Below are 14,492 nucleotides of genomic sequence, written 5' to 3'. Positions count from 1 at the left end.
TGCTTACTCTTTTCGAACGGGAATGCGGTTTCCACTTAGTAGAACAGTACTCGACGAGGCCCGTTCGGCCGGGGTGGCCGGCCTGATTTGGTCACGCTCCGTAACGAGCGCGATGCTCGGGTCTGGTTCGGTCGGCGCGTTCACGAAGGAGCGAAACCGGCGCAGGCGTTCCGGGTCAGCGAGCGTCGCGGCCCACTCGTCTTCATAGTTGTCAACGTGGGCGAGCATGGCTTGTTCGAGCTCCGCGGCGAGGCCGAGCGAGTCGTTGACGACGACGTCGCGCACGTGATCGAGGGCGCCCTCCAGGTCTTCCATCCAGCGGGCGGTGCGCTGCATCCGATCGGCCGTGCGAATGTAATACATCATGTAGCGGTCGATGTATTTGATCAGGGTTTCTTCGTCGAGGTCGGTCGCCAGCAGCTGCCCGTGCGCCGGCTGGAACCCGCCGTTGCCGCCGACGTACATGTTCCAGCCGTTGTCGCTCGCGATGATGCCCACGTCTTTGGCCCGGGCTTCGGCGCATTCCCGTGCGCAGCCCGAGACGCCGAACTTGAACTTGTGCGGCGCGCGCAGTCCGCGATAGCGCAGCTCGAGCCGAATGGCGAGACCAACGGCATCCTGCACGCCGAAGCGGCACCAGGTCGAGCCGACGCAGGATTTCACGTTGCGCAGCGCCTTGCCGTAGGCCTGACCCGACTCGAAGCCGGCATCGACGAGGATGCGCCAGATATCAGGCAGCTGCTCCAGGCGGGCGCCGAACAGATCGATGCGCTGGCCGCCGGTGATCTTGGTGTAGAGGTCGAAGTCGAGGGCGACCTTTGCGATCACGGCGAGTTTGGTCGGTGTGATCTCACCGCCGGGAATGCGCGGCACGACCGAATAGGTGCCGTCCTTCTGCATGTTGGCCATGGCGCGGTCGTTGGTGTCCTGCAGGGTGCCGCGGCCGGCGTCGAGAATGTAGGCGGTGTTCTGGCTGGCCAGAATCGATCCGACGGCCGGCTTACAGACGTCGCAGCCGCGACCGGTGCCGAAGCGGGAGAAGATCTCGTCGCTCGACGTGAGCCCGAGCACCCGCACCGACTCGAACAGTTCCTGCCGGCTCAGTTCGAAGTGCTCACACAGGGCGTGCGAGACCGTTTGACCGGATGCCGTCAGCTCGGCCTCGAGAATCTTCTTGACCAGCGGCACGCACGACCCGCACTGGGTTCCGGCGCGGGTGCAGACCTTGAGAGCGCCGAGTTCGGTACAGGCTTCCGAGTGCTCGTCGCCGCGTACGGCGCTGCGCACCTCGCCGACCGAGACCATGTTGCAGGAGCAGACCAGAGCGTCGTCGGGCAGTTCATCGCCGGCCGGAGCCTCGGCGCCGGCCGCCGAGAGATAGGCGGCTGGTTCGCTGCTGAGCTCGCGGCCCACCATCGGGCGCAGGGCCGAGTAGGGGGTGGCGTCGCCGACGAAGATGCCGCCGAGCAGGGTTTTGGCGTCGTCGGTCATGACGAGTTTCTGGTACAGCCCGCGGGCCGGGTCAGCGTAGACGATTTCGAGCGAGCCCGGCGTGGTCGCGAGGGCGTCGCCAAAGCTCGCGACGTCCACTCCCGAAAGTTTGAGCTTGGTGGCGTCGTCGACGGTGGTGAACTCGGCGGTGCCGCCGAGCAGTCGGTCGGCGACCACTTCGGCCATGGCGTTGGCCGGAGCGACCAGGCCGACGCAGCGATCATTCCAGCTGGCGACCTCGCCGATCGCCCAGATATTCGTGTCGCTCGTGCGACAGTCGTTGCCGATCGTGACGCCGCCGTGGCTGCCCACGGTGAGGCCGGCATCTCGTGCCAGTTCGTCGCGCGGCGAGATGCCGATTGCGTAAACGACCATGTCGGCGCCGATCTCCCGGCCGTTGCCGAGCTGCAGACCGGTCATCGCGGAGTTGTCATCGTTGGTGAGAATGGTGCGGGCCCGGGTGCCGAGGTGCAATTCGATGCCCTGGGCCACGATCAGGCGGCCGAGGGCCTGCCCGCCGCCCTCGTCGAGCTGCGCCGACATCAGCCAGCCGCCGGAGTGCACGATCGCCGACTCGGCGCCGAGCTTGTGCAGTCCGCCGGCCGCTTCGAGGCCGAGCAGGCCGCCGCCGGCCACGACCACCTTCGGGGTGCGGCCGAGGGAGACGGTGAGGGAGGCGAGCTCGTCGACGAGGGCATCGACGTCGTCGACGGTGCGGTAGACCCGGATGTGCTCGCGACCCGGCAGCTCCGGTATCGGGGCGCTCGACCCGGTGGCGAGCACGAGCTCGTCATACTCGAGCACGACTCCGGCCTCGGTGGTGACGGTCTGGGCGACCCGATCGATGCTCGTGGCCCGCTCGTTGATGCGCAGCGCGATGCGCTCGCTGTCCCACGGCGCCGTGGGTTCGAGGGTGAGGTCGATCAGGCCGGCGAGGCGCTGGCTCAGCGCGACCCGGTCGTAGGGCCGGTGGTTCTCCTCGGCCAGCACAATGATCGAGAGGGTGTGTTCGGTGTCCCGGGAGTGCAGGGCGTCGGTGAGGCGGTGCGCGGCGGGGCCGCCGCCGATCACGATGACGCGGCGCGGTGTTCCCGAAGCCGAAGTGGCGGCATCCGCTGGGCTGGCCGATGTGACGGCGTGTGTCGCTTCCACAGCGGATGCTGCGGTGGCTGGGGCAGAATACGCGGAAGCGGTTTCACGAGAAGCTGGCATCAGCATCCTTTCAGAGCGGGGCAATTGTGAGCGTAGTTCGGGGCAGTTTCCCCCTCGTGTCGCTTGTGTGTCCCGTGCTGGTCGAAAGCCCCACAGCGGGCCACCCCCACTGTGAGGCGGGTTTCACGAAGGGGAAACATGGCGGGCGACCAGCCGAAATATGGCTCGCCTACCGTGGGACCAACGCAACACCGAACACCCCCTGGGAGCGCACCATGACGATGACACTGGCCGAGACCCGTCCGAGCAACACCCCAACCCTGGTCTGGGAGCGCGCCTGCGCCGTGACCGATCTGGAACCCAGCTGGGGCGAGGCAGCCCTCATTCGCATGAAACAGATCGCCCTGTTTCTGCTCTCGCCGACCGAGATCTACGCCGTCGACCACCGCGACCCGCACACCGAGGCCAACGTCATGGCTCGCGGCATCGTCGGATCCAAGGGCGACCGCCCCACCATCGCCTCACCGTTGCACAAAGAGGTCTACGACCTCGGCACCGGAGAATGCTTCACCAACCCGACGCTCGTGCTGAACACCTACGAAACCCGCATCGTGGGTGGGTACATCGAGGTGGCTGTTGACCCGGGCGAGCTAGCGGCGGCATGACCCTGCTCGGGGAACGGCAGACCGCGCAACGACCGCCTGATGGTCGGTCCACAGTCGTACCCGCCGCGCTCGTGGCCATTTCGCACGGCACCAACTCGGCCGACGGGCAGGCCGCCATCAAGGGCCTCGTCGACGGCGTCGCCCGCGCCCGCCCCGATCTCGCCGTGCTCGGCGGTTTCGTTGATGTGCAGCAGCCGGATGTCGCGGCGAGCCTCAGTGCGGTGCGCTGCGACAACGCCGCGGTCGTCGTGCCGCTGCTGCTCTCGGCCGGGTACCACGTGCACGTCGACCTGCAACGGGAGACCAGCGCTCACGAGCGCGTGACCGCCCTGTCGCGGGCGCTCGGCCCCGATGACCGGCTCATCGACGTGCTCGAACAGCGCCTGCACGCCGCCGGACTCGACCCGCTGGTACCGGGCCAGGAGATCGTGCTCGCCGCGGCCGGCTCGAGCGACGGGCGCGCCGTCGAGGACTGCCGCCGGGTCGGCGCGATGCTGCAGCAGCGGCTCGGGGTGCGCGTCACCGTGGGGTTTCTCTCCGCCGCGTCGCCTCGCCTGGCCTGCGCCGTCACCGCGGCCCGATTGCGCGGCGCCAGCGTCACCGTGAGTACCTATCTGATGGCACCCGGATTCTTCTTCGACCTCACCCGCACCCAGGGCGAAGGCGCCGACCGGGTCACCGCCCCGCTACTGCTGCCGGGGGAAGAAGCCCCCGCCGCGCTGGTCGATCTGGTCATCGACCGCTACCTCGAGGCGAAAGAGCACGCCCAACTCTTCTAGAATTTGACCATGCGCATCGATATTGTCACCATTTTTCCCGAATTCTTCGATGTGCTCGACCTGTCGCTGCTCGGCAAAGCCCGCCAGAGCGGATTGATCGACCTGGGCGTGCACAACCTGCGCGACTCCACCCACGACCGACACCACACGGTCGACGACACCCCCTACGGCGGCGGCGCCGGCATGGTGATGAAGCCCGAGCCGTGGGGTAACGCCCTCGACGCCATCCTGGGTGCTCAGCCTGAATCTGATCCGGCCGACTCAGCCACGACCAAAACACCGATCACCGGCAACGCGGCCGACGCACCGACCGATACCGGCCCCATCCTCATCTTTCCCTCGCCGGCCGGCGACCAGTTCACCCAGGCCATGGCCAGGGAACTCTCGCTCGAGCAGCACCTTGTCTTCGGTTGCGGCCGCTACGAAGGCATCGATCAGCGCGTCGTCGACCACTATTCGCAGCGCGGACGGGTGCGGCTGGTCAGCCTGGGCGATTACGTGCTCAACGGGGGAGAGGTCGCCGTGATGGCCATGATCGAAGCGATCGGCCGGCTCATTCCCGGCGTGGTCGGCAATCCGGCGAGCCTGGTCGAGGAATCCCACGAAGACGGCCTGCTCGAATATCCCAGTTACACCAAGCCGGCCAGCTGGCGCGGCCTCGACGTGCCGCCGGTGCTGCGCAGCGGCGACCACGGGGCCATCAGCACCTGGCGGCGTCAGCAGCAGATCGAACGCACCGAACGTGTGCGGCCCGACCTGATGCCCCGCAGGGTTTCCTAGCTTCAGCCACCAGCGAACGCCAAGGTTAGTGTCAGTCCCCGTCGATAAACTTACGCCGTGATCATCCGCCGCACCTTCTACCACTGGCAATTCATCGCCGCCGGAGCCCTGCCGCTCTGGCTCCTCGTCGGGTCATCGATCTTCGGATCGGGTGCCTGGGCGGTGCTGGGCATCTTCTTCGGAGCCGTGCTCATCGGCCTCGGCATGCTGCTCGTCGCCCTCGTCATCTTCGCGCGCAAAGAAGTACGCGAAACCCGGGCCGTCTCCTACGCCGACGTCGGCGTGCTCGCCCTCTGGCATGCCCTCATCATCGCCATCCCCTTTTCCACGGATGCCGCGGGCTGGCTCAGCGTGCTCGTCATCCTGGGCGGCCTCGCCGTGTTCTGGTTCGCCGTCTGGGAGCTGGTTGACTCCGCCAAGCGTCGCATGCGCGCCATGGTCGACCTGGTGGAACAGACGGCGCGCGGGCAGATGCCCGTACAGTCCGATTCGGCCGGGCCGCGGCATCCGCTGCCTAACCGCACGACTGCGACTCCACCGTCTGGCCGACGGGCCACCCCCGAAACCATCGTCATCGAAGAAAAACGCGACCGGCCCTGAGCCGCGCCCGACTTTGCAGCCGGCGCGAGTTCATGGCAGAATAGGCGATTGTGCCGCTGCAGGACTCTGCCACAGGGGAACCTGCATGTTGCGGCGCACATCCTCATACTGATTGCTTCGAATGAAGCACCTAGCGTAGTCGACCTGTGGCGGGTACAGAGAGCGAAACAACATGCATATTCTCGACGCGGTAGACGCCCCATCACTGAAGAAGGATCTTCCTGACTTCCGTGCCGGCGACACCGTCAAGGTTCACGTCAACATCATTGAGGGAACCCGCTCTCGTATCCAGGTCTTCCAGGGAGTCGTCATCGGCCGCTCCGGCGAAGGCGTGCGCGAAACGTTCTGCGTTCGCAAGGTCAGCTTTCAGATCGGTGTCGAGCGTACCTTCCCGGTGCACTCCCCGGTCATCGACCACATCGAGATCGTGACCCGCGGCGACGTTCGTCGCGCGAAGCTGTACTACCTGCGCGACCTGCGCGGCAAGAAGGCCAAGATCAAGGAAAAGCGCTAACTTTCGCGCTAAACCGCTGTAACCGGATTCTTCCCTGAGCTCCCCATCACCTAAACTGATGGGGAGCTCAGGCGGTTAAATGACAGATGAAGTGCTCGCCTCCAGGTCCGATCGTCGGGTGTCAGAGTCGAAGAGGTTTCCCCGCAAGACGGCCCGCAGCACGCAGGCGCCCAGCAAGAAGCGCGGCGTCTTGCTGTTCATCCGCGACCTGCTCATCATCTTCGTGGTTGCACTGCTCATCTCATTTCTGATCAAAACGTTCCTGATCCGGTCCTTCTACATCCCCTCCGGATCGATGGAGAACACCCTGCAGATCAACGACCGCATCATCGTGAACCAGCTCGAACCCGAACTAATCCCGCTCACCCGCGGCGACGTCATCGTGTTCAAAGACCCGGGCGGATGGCTGCTGCCCCAGCCCGAGATCGTGCAGAACCCGATCGTGGCCGGAGCCGACTGGCTGCTCTCGGTCGTCGGCTTGTCGGCACCCGACAGCAACGACCACCTCATCAAACGGGTCATCGGGCTGCCCGGCGACCACGTTGTCTGCTGCAACGCCCTCGGCCAGATGAGCGTCAACGACGTGCCGCTCGACGAGTCGGCCTACGTGTTGCTGCCGGCCGGTGAGACCAAGGTCTCCCAGGACGACTTCGACGTCACCATCCCGGCTGACTCACTCTGGATGATGGGCGACAACCGTTACAACTCCAAGGACTCCCGCTACAACGGCGAGACAGCCGGCAAGGGGTACGTTCCGGTCGAGAATGTCGTCGGTCGAGCGCTCGTCGTGAGCTGGCCCCTCGCGCGCTGGGCCTGGCTCGACGACTATCCCGACGTGTTTCGCGAGGTGGAACAAGCGGACACGGGCACCGACTAGTGGCGGTGTCCGACCCCACCCTCGACGTGGAGCTCGACCTGCTCCGCACCGGCGCCCGATTCGTGATCGGCTGCGACGAGGTGGGTCGCGGCGCCCTCGCCGGGCCGGTGGCCGTGGGATTCGCCGCGGTGAACGCATCCGTTCTGACCATGCCAGTGGGCTTGCGCGATTCGAAGATGCTCAGCGAACCGCGCCGCGAACTGCTCGCGCCGCTCGCCGTTGCCTGGGCAACTTACTCGGCCGTCGGGCTCGCCTCGGCCGCCGAGGTCGACCAGCTCGGCATCATCGCCTGCCTCGGGCTGGCCGGTAAGCGAGCCCTGGCCGAGCTGTACGCGCAGGGCGTCGACGTGGCCGGCAGCATCGTACTGCTCGACGGCAGCGACGACTGGCTGAACAAGGCACTGGCCACCCCGCTGAACGTCGTGACCCGCATCAAGGCCGACCGGGACTGCGGGTCGGTGGCGGCGGCATCCGTTATTGCCAAGGTGCACCGCGATCGTCTCATGATCGCCGCGCACGACGACACCCCCGGCTACGGCTGGGCGTCGAACAAGGGCTACGGCAGTGCGGCACACCTGAGCGCCATCGACCTGCTCGGGCCGAGCCCCTTACACCGAAAATCGTGGCTCAAAATCTCAGCGTAAGATAAAGTCACCATGGAAGAAGACGAATTCGAGGACTACGACCGCGAGGTCGAGTTGGCCCTGTACCGGGAATATCGAGACGTGGTTGGTCAGTTCCAGTACGTCGTCGAAACCGAACGACGCTTCTACCTCGCGAACGAGGTCGAATTGGTGCGTCGCGACACGGAACACGACTTCTACTTCGAACTGACCATGAAGGATGTCTGGGTCTGGGACGTCTACCGTTCCGATCGATTCGTGAAATCGGTGCGCGTGCTGACCTTCAAGGACGTCAACGTGGAAGAACTCGCGTCGAAAGACTTCGAACTTCCCAAGGAACTTGCGCTCGACGAATAAGGAATGACTCCGGGGCCTCGGGTGGCCGGACAAGACCGACGAAGGTTTAGGAAGGCAACCCTGTGATCCAGGACGCTGATCGTGCCCGTGCAACGTGGAGCAACCGCGAGGCTCTCGCCGAGGCGATGATTCCCCTGATCGGGCGCCTCTACCGCGACAACACCGTCGTGACGAGCGTCTACGGGCGCGGCCTCGTCAACAAGTCGGTCGTCGGTCTGTTGAAGGCGCATCGCTTCGCCCGCCACATAGCGGATGTCGAGCTTCCGCTCGACGAGACCCTCCCGATTCTGCAAGCTGTCGACGGTCTCAATCTTGGTGCCGCGTCGATCGACCTCGCACGCCTGGCTCTCGGGTTTCGTGAGCAGAACGACCGGGTCACCCTCGACGAATACCTGCGCGCCGAACTCGCCGACGTCGTCGGCCAGCACGGACTCGACGGCCGCACCAGCACCGACGTCGTGCTCTACGGGTTCGGTCGCATCGGCCGGCTGCTTGCGCGCATCCTGATCGAACATGCCGGCGGCGGCCAGGGCCTGCGCCTGCGCGCGATCGTCGTGCGTCGCGGCTCGGCCAACGACCTCGTCAAGCGGGCCAGCCTGCTGCGTCGCGACTCGGTGCACGGCCCCTTCGAGGGCACGATCACCATCGACGAGGAGAACAACACCATCCTCGCCAACGGCACGCTCATTCAGGTGATCTACTCCGGCGACCCGGCCAGCGTCGACTACACGCAGTTCGGCATCCACGACGCCATCGTTATTGACAACACCGGTAAGTGGCGTGACGAAGAGGGCCTGTCGCAGCACCTCAAGTGCCCCGGCGTCGCCCGGGTGTTGTTGACCGCGCCCGGCAAGGGCACGCTCAAGAACATCGTGCACGGCATCAACCACACCGACATCCTGCCGAGCGACCGCATCATCACCGCGGCATCCTGCACCACGAACGCGATCACCCCGGTGCTCAAGGCCATCAACGACCGGTACGGCATCATCGACGGCCACGTGGAAACGGTGCACTCGTTCACCAACGACCAGAACCTCATCGACAACTTCCACTCCGGCGATCGTCGCGGCCGTTCCGCCGCGCTCAACATGGTGATTACCGAGACCGGTGCTGCCAAGGCCGTCGCCAAGGCGCTGCCCGAACTGGCCGGCAAGCTCACCGGCAACGCCATCCGGGTGCCCACCCCCGACGTGTCGATGGCCATCCTCAACCTCAACCTTGCCAGCGCGACCGACAAGGACGAGCTCAACACCTACCTGCGCACCATGTCGCTGCATTCCTCCTTGCACCGCCAGATCGACTTCATCGACTCGCCCGAAGTGGTCTCGAGCGACTTCCTCGGCTCGCGTCGCGCCGGCATCGTCGACGGACTGGCCACCATCGTCACCGACCAGAAGGCCGTTCTCTACGTCTGGTACGACAACGAATACGGCTACAGCTGCCAGGTGATTCGGGTGCTTGAAGAGATGTCAGGCGCGCACGCGCCCATCTTCCCGGCCATCGTTCCCGCCGCGGCCCTCGAGCCCGTCGCCTGACCCGTGTGATCTGGACGGGGCCCGGGCCCCGTCCTTGGGCCCAGTCTATAAACTGGGCCCGCGTTCCGGGCCCAGGCCCCGTCCTCAATTCAGGGGCGGGGGTCGCAGATGACCACGGGGATGTCACGGTCGGTCTTCGTCTGGTACTTCCGATAGCCGGGGTATGCGGCGATGACACGCGGCCACAGCTCGGCTTTCTCAGCGGATGACGCGGTGCGCGCCCGAAACGGCCGCGTCACCCCGCGAATGGTCAGCTCCACCTCGGGTTGGGCCACGAGGTTGGCATACCAGAACGGATGCCGGTCGTCGCCGCCCTTGGACGCCACCAGCACGTACCGGCCGCCCTCGTGAATCGGCGCCGTGAGCATCGTCGACCGACGCTGCCCGCTGCTGCGGCCGATCGTGTGCAGTTCGACGGCCGCCATGGTGCCGATGGTCCAGCCGAGGCGTCCGCGGGTCGTAACCAGCAGCATCCGGTGCACGCCGTTCATGGCGAGCATGCCCAGATCGGTCAGCCGGTCGCGCAGAGTCATAGGCCCAGCGTACGTCGCATCTGGCGTTAGGTTGGAGGAATGACTCCAGCAACGATGCTCAGTACCATTCTTCGCGACGCCGGCGCCGCCCGGCCGTATGCCAAGAGCCGCCCGCTGACGTTTGAGCAGATTCCGGTGCCGGCGCCGCGCGCCGGCGAGGTGCTCGTGCGCATCGAACGGGCCAGCCTCTGCCACTCCGACCTGTCCGTCATCGACGGCTCACGGATTCGCCCGCTGCCGATGGCCCTGGGGCATGAGGCGGCCGGCACCGTCACCGCGCTCGGCGACGGCGTCGACGACCTGGCCGTCGGCGACAGAGTTGTGCTGGTCTTCGTGCCGAGTTGCGGCGACTGCCGGGCCTGCCTGGCCGGGCGCCCCGCACTCTGCCACCGCGGCGCCGAGGCCAACGGCACCGGTGATCTCCTGCACGGCCCGGCCGTGCTGGCCAGCAGCGCGGGGGAGCGCATCAACCACCATCTCGGTGTCTCGGCGTTCTCGCAGTACGCGGTCGTCGCCCGCGAATCGGTCGTCGCCATCGATCAGGATGTTCCCTTCGATGTGGCCGCCATGTTCGGCTGCGCGGCCCTCACCGGCATCGGCGCCGTGCTCAACACCGGCGCCCTCGCGCCCGGCCAGTCCGTGATCGTGTTCGGTCTCGGGGCGGTCGGCCTGATGGCCGTCATGGCCGCAGCCCAGGTGGCCGGCACGACCGTGATCGCGATCGATCCGCTGCCCGCGAAGCAGGCGTTGGCCCTGCGCTGCGGCGCGCACCACGCCGGATCGCCAGAGCAAGCAGCCGACCTGGTGCGTGAGCACGCCGGCGACGGTGTCGACCTGGCCATCGAGGCCGTCGGCAGCGCCCGCGTGATGGAGGCAAGCCTGGCTCTGCTCACCCGCGGCGGCGCCCTCGTCTCGGTGGGTCTGCCGCATCCAGAGCAGACCATTACGACGCCGGCGCTGCAGTTCGCCGGCCTAGGCCGTCGCCTCCTTGGCTCCTACATGGGGGACTCCGTGCCGAGCCGGGACATTCCGGCTTACCTGCAGCTCTGGCGGGACGGCGGGCTGCCGGTCGAGCTGCTGCACACCGACACCCGCCCGCTGCGCGACCTCAATGAAAGCCTCGACGCCCTTGTAGCCGGCGACGTCGTGCGCCGCCTGTTCGTGCTGCACGCCGAGTAGCCTGCCGCGCGAACGGGAACATTCCGCGAGACAGCAGGCCGGTCGGCGCCGTGAGCGAAGAGCGCCGCTCCTGCCCGCCGCCTCCTGCACAGTTGCCCCACCGGCGGCGCTGTCCACCAACCTGGCAGCGGCGAGGCTTCGGCCGGGTGAGAGAGCGCACTCTGTTCTCGGAGGCACTCGTGGCGCGCAAAGACGAACTCGGCAAACTCGGTGAAGAACAGGCCGCGCGCTTTCTGCAGGGCGCCGGCTACACCATCCTGACTCGCAACTGGCGGTGTACAGAGGGCGAGATCGACCTCGTCGTGCAGCAGGGCGCCGCGGTCGTCTTCGTCGAGGTAAAGACGCGCAGCAGCCTGAGTTTCGGGCATCCGTTTGAAGCCATCACCGTGAAAAAGCTCGCGCGGATGCGCCGCCTCGCCGCCGCCTGGTGCGCGGCGGCCGAGCGGTGGCCACGCCAGATCCGGCTCGACGTCGTGGCGGTGATTGCCCCGGCGGGCCGGGAACCCATCATCGAACACCTTGAGGGCGTGTTCTGATGGGAATCGCCCGCACCCACGCGGTGGCGCTGCTCGGGCTTACCGGCGCGCTCGTTGAGGTCGAGGCCGACATCTCGGCGCAACTGCCCGGCATGATTTTGATCGGGCTACCCGATGCAGCCCTCTCCCAGGCCACCCAGCGGGTGCGCGCCGCGGCTGCTAACAGCGGATGCCCCCTCACCATTCACCGCCTCACCATCAATCTGTCGCCAGCCGCGTTGCCCAAGCACGGCGCCGGGTTCGACCTCGCGATCGCGCTGGCCTGCCTCGCCGCCGACAGCACGGTGTCCGGCGAATCGGTCGGAAAGGTCGTGCACTTCGGCGAGCTCGCCCTCGACGGCCGGCTGCGGCCGACGCCGGGTATCCTGCCGGGGGTGATGACCGCCGCCCGCCTCGGGCACACCACGGTCATGGTGCCCATCGGCAACGAAGCCGAGGCCGGGCTTGTTCCCGACATGCGGGTGATCGGCGTCGCCTCGCTGCGGGAGGCGGCGATCTTCCACGGCGCCAAACTCACGCCGAAACCGGTCGAGCCCATTCTGGCAGCGGTCACACCCGACAGCCTCACCGCCGAACCCGACCTCGCCGACGTGATCGGCAACGACGACGCCATCCTGGCCCTGCAGATCGCGGCGGCCGGCGGGCACCACGTGTTTCTGCTCGGCCCGCCCGGCGCCGGTAAGACCATGCTCGCCGCCCGCCTGCCCGGTCTGCTGCCCGACCTCGACCCGGTCAGCTCGCTCGAAGTGAGCTCACTGCGTTCGCTCAGCGGCCTCGGACTCGGCGGTGCCCTGATCACGCGGCCGCCGTGGGAGGCGCCTCACCACACCGCGACAGCGGCCGCCATGGTCGGCGGCGGCGGCGGGCAGATTCGGCCGGGGGCCGCCTCGCAGGCCTCGCACGGCGTTCTGTTCCTCGACGAGGCGCCCGAATTCGCTTCGCCCGTGCTCGATGCCCTGCGCCAGCCGCTCGAATCCGGCTGGATCAGCATCCACCGGGCCAACGCCGTGGCCCATTTTCCGGCCCGGTTTCAGCTGGTGATGGCGGCGAACCCATGCCCGTGCGGGAAATACGGCGCTGGCGACCTCAGCTGCACCTGCCCACCGAACGCGCGCCGCCGCTACCTCGCCCGCATCTCCGGACCGCTGCTGGACCGCATCGACATCCAGCTCAACGTGAAGCGCATCACCGCCGCCCAGCTGCGCGTCGCCGCCGGTACGCAGCGCATGACGAGCGTCACCGCCAGGCACCGAGTGGTGGCCGCGCGGGCCGCAGCGGCCGAACGGCTCGGCAGCACACCGTGGACGCTGAACTCCCAGGTGCCCGGCCCGTGGCTGCGCGGCGCGCCGGTGCGTCTGGCCCCGAGCGCCACGGCGGGGCTTGATCGAGCGCTCGAGCGCGGTGGCATCACCATGCGCGGCTATGACCGAGTGCTGCGCATCGCCTGGACCCTCGCCGACTATGACGGTCTGAGCATCCCCGGCCCCGACCAGGTGGGCCAGGCCCTCTACCTACGCAAAGGAATGACGTCATGACGCTGTTCGGTCTGGATGAGACCCGAGTGGGCGAACTCGTCGCGGGTGTGCGCGGTGCCCAGGCGCAGGGCGACGACCCCGCCACCGCCGGCGAGGTGTTTGCTCGCGCCGCCTGGTCGGGCCTGGCCGAACCCGGGGATGGTACCGCCGGACTGCTTGTGGCCAGCGTCGGTGCGAGCGTGGCCCTGACCGCCGTTCTCGAGTCGTGGAGCCCCGTGCGCATCGGCGCACTCGTGCGCGACGCCTTGGGCGATGAGCCGGGCAAACCCGACATCGTCTTCGCCGCCAGCCCCAGCGCCGACCCCACCGAAGCGGATGCCGACACCAGCGCTGAGCTGGAACAGGCCCTCGACCTGGGACTGCAACGCTGGCGGCCGCGGCTCAACTCGAACGAGGTCATCCGCTCGCTACAGCAGGCGGCCCGCATGCAGACCCAGCTGCTGCTGGCCACGGACGCCCTCTGGCCGTCCGCGCTCGACGACCTCGAGCAGCATGCTCCGCTCGCGCTGTGGTGGCGGGGTGTGCCGGGCGCCCTCGCCGCCCTGACCAATTCAATCGCGCTGGTCGGGGCCCGGGCAGCGACCGGGTACGGCGAACACATCGCCATGGAAGCGTCGGCCGGGCTCGTCGACCGCGGTTTCGCCATCGTCTCCGGTGCCGCGTATGGCATCGACGGGATGGCCCACCGAGCCGCGCTCGCCAGTGACGGCATCACCGTGGCGTTCCTCGCCGGGGGAGTCGACCGGTTCTACCCGAGCGGGCACGATTCCCTGCTGACGCGCATCGTGGCGACCGGAGCCGTCGTGTCGGAGCTGCCCTGCGGGGCGGCCCCCACCAAGTGGCGCTTTCTGCAAAGAAACCGGCTGATCGCCGCAGCGAGCGCGGCGACGGTCGTGCTCGAAGCCGGCTGGCGGTCGGGTTCGCTCAACACCGCCGGCCACGCTTCGGCACTGGGTCGACCGCTCGGCGCTGTGCCGGGGCCGATCACGAGCCCCACCTCGGCCGGCTGCCACCGTCTCATTCGCGAATTCGCCGCGGTCTGTGTCACCAACCCGACCGAGATGGCCGAGCTGGTCGGTGAGCGGTCGATCCAGGTTCCGCTGGATTTTCCCGACAGTGACGCCGGCTCCGGGCCGATACCGCGCACGAGCGATCAGGTGCGTGTGTTCGATGCGTTGAGCGGTCGCTCGCCGCGTACGGTCGCCGATCTGGCGCGCCGAGCCGGCCTGTCCAGTGCGGCAGTGCGCGGCGCCCTCGGCGGCCTCGATCTCGACGGGGCTGCCCAGGAGCGGGAGGCAGGCTGGGTACGGCGGTTGTAGTGCGGGCTGCCGGG

At 67.5% G+C, this 14,492-nt stretch carries 15 protein-coding genes; 13 read left to right on the top strand and 2 right to left on the bottom strand.

Going from position 1 to position 14,492, the window contains the following annotated elements; translation table 11 throughout:
- Positions 1–3: 3 nt before the first annotated feature.
- Positions 4–2,703 carry a nitrite reductase large subunit NirB gene (gene nirB, locus BMW72_RS07465; RefSeq protein WP_092109135.1) on the bottom strand — a complete coding sequence of 900 codons (2,700 nt, stop codon included), beginning with the start codon at positions 2,701–2,703 and terminating at the stop codon, positions 4–6.
- 215 nt (positions 2,704–2,918) lie between these two features.
- Here nirB and nirD point away from each other — a divergent pair, with 215 nt between their 5' ends.
- The 9 genes from nirD (at position 2,919) to BMW72_RS07420 (ending at position 9,376) form a co-directional block, all read left to right on the top strand.
- Positions 2,919–3,308, top strand: coding sequence for a nitrite reductase small subunit NirD (nirD, locus tag BMW72_RS07460; RefSeq protein WP_370448760.1), 390 nt, complete (start codon positions 2,919–2,921; stop codon positions 3,306–3,308).
- Positions 3,305–4,087 (top strand): sirohydrochlorin chelatase, encoded by a 783-nt coding sequence (locus BMW72_RS07455; protein ID WP_092108893.1) that lies wholly within the window; start codon positions 3,305–3,307, stop codon positions 4,085–4,087. Before nirD ends, BMW72_RS07455 begins: the two co-directional genes overlap by 4 nt.
- 9 nt (positions 4,088–4,096) lie before the next feature.
- A complete protein-coding gene (trmD, locus tag BMW72_RS07450) occupies positions 4,097–4,867 on the top strand; it encodes a tRNA (guanosine(37)-N1)-methyltransferase TrmD (protein ID WP_092108890.1) in 771 nt (256 codons plus the stop codon).
- 57 nt (positions 4,868–4,924) lie between these two features.
- Positions 4,925–5,467, top strand: coding sequence for a hypothetical protein (locus tag BMW72_RS07445; protein ID WP_092108887.1), 543 nt, complete (start codon positions 4,925–4,927; stop codon positions 5,465–5,467).
- Positions 5,468–5,639: 172 nt separating this feature from the next.
- Positions 5,640–5,981: a 50S ribosomal protein L19 gene (gene rplS, locus BMW72_RS07440; RefSeq protein ID WP_092108884.1), complete on the top strand. Its 342-nt coding sequence runs from the start codon at positions 5,640–5,642 to the stop codon at positions 5,979–5,981.
- A 79-nt stretch (positions 5,982–6,060) separates the two neighbouring features.
- Positions 6,061–6,858, top strand: coding sequence for a signal peptidase I (lepB, locus tag BMW72_RS07435; RefSeq protein ID WP_092108882.1), 798 nt, complete (start codon positions 6,061–6,063; stop codon positions 6,856–6,858).
- Entirely contained in the window at positions 6,858–7,502 is a 645-nt protein-coding gene (locus BMW72_RS07430) for a ribonuclease HII (RefSeq protein WP_092108879.1), read from the top strand. Before lepB ends, BMW72_RS07430 begins: the two co-directional genes overlap by 1 nt.
- 12 nt (positions 7,503–7,514) lie before the next feature.
- Positions 7,515–7,838, top strand: coding sequence for a DUF2469 family protein (locus tag BMW72_RS07425; RefSeq protein WP_022886464.1), 324 nt, complete (start codon positions 7,515–7,517; stop codon positions 7,836–7,838).
- Positions 7,839–7,900: 62 nt separating this feature from the next.
- Positions 7,901–9,376 (top strand): glyceraldehyde-3-phosphate dehydrogenase, encoded by a 1,476-nt coding sequence (locus tag BMW72_RS07420; RefSeq protein WP_092108876.1) that lies wholly within the window; start codon positions 7,901–7,903, stop codon positions 9,374–9,376.
- Positions 9,377–9,465: 89 nt separating this feature from the next.
- Here BMW72_RS07420 and BMW72_RS07415 read toward each other — a convergent pair whose 3' ends face one another.
- Complete coding sequence (locus BMW72_RS07415; RefSeq protein ID WP_092108873.1) at positions 9,466–9,909, bottom strand: nitroreductase/quinone reductase family protein; 444 nt, start codon at positions 9,907–9,909, stop codon at positions 9,466–9,468.
- Between the two features lie 39 nt (positions 9,910–9,948).
- Between BMW72_RS07415 and BMW72_RS07410 the strand changes: the two genes are divergently transcribed.
- The 4 genes from BMW72_RS07410 (at position 9,949) to dprA (ending at position 14,478) form a co-directional block, all read left to right on the top strand.
- On the top strand, positions 9,949–11,088 hold the full coding sequence (locus BMW72_RS07410) for an alcohol dehydrogenase catalytic domain-containing protein (protein WP_092108870.1): 1,140 nt from the start codon (positions 9,949–9,951) through the stop codon (positions 11,086–11,088).
- Positions 11,089–11,267: 179 nt separating this feature from the next.
- Entirely contained in the window at positions 11,268–11,624 is a 357-nt protein-coding gene (locus BMW72_RS07405) for a YraN family protein (RefSeq protein WP_092108867.1), read from the top strand.
- Positions 11,624–13,159: a YifB family Mg chelatase-like AAA ATPase gene (locus BMW72_RS07400; RefSeq protein ID WP_092108864.1), complete on the top strand. Its 1,536-nt coding sequence runs from the start codon at positions 11,624–11,626 to the stop codon at positions 13,157–13,159. Before BMW72_RS07405 ends, BMW72_RS07400 begins: the two co-directional genes overlap by 1 nt.
- Complete coding sequence (gene dprA, locus BMW72_RS07395; protein ID WP_092108861.1) at positions 13,156–14,478, top strand: DNA-processing protein DprA; 1,323 nt, start codon at positions 13,156–13,158, stop codon at positions 14,476–14,478. The genes BMW72_RS07400 and dprA overlap by 4 nt, the downstream gene beginning before the upstream one ends.
- Positions 14,479–14,492: the final 14 nt, after the last annotated feature.

The sequence above is a fragment of the Cryobacterium luteum genome, from assembly GCF_900110125.1.
In the GTDB taxonomy this organism is placed as follows: domain Bacteria; phylum Actinomycetota; class Actinomycetes; order Actinomycetales; family Microbacteriaceae; genus Cryobacterium; species Cryobacterium luteum.
The sequence above is the reverse complement of the archived record's forward strand: the minus strand, read 5'-3'. Positions and strand labels throughout refer to the sequence as shown.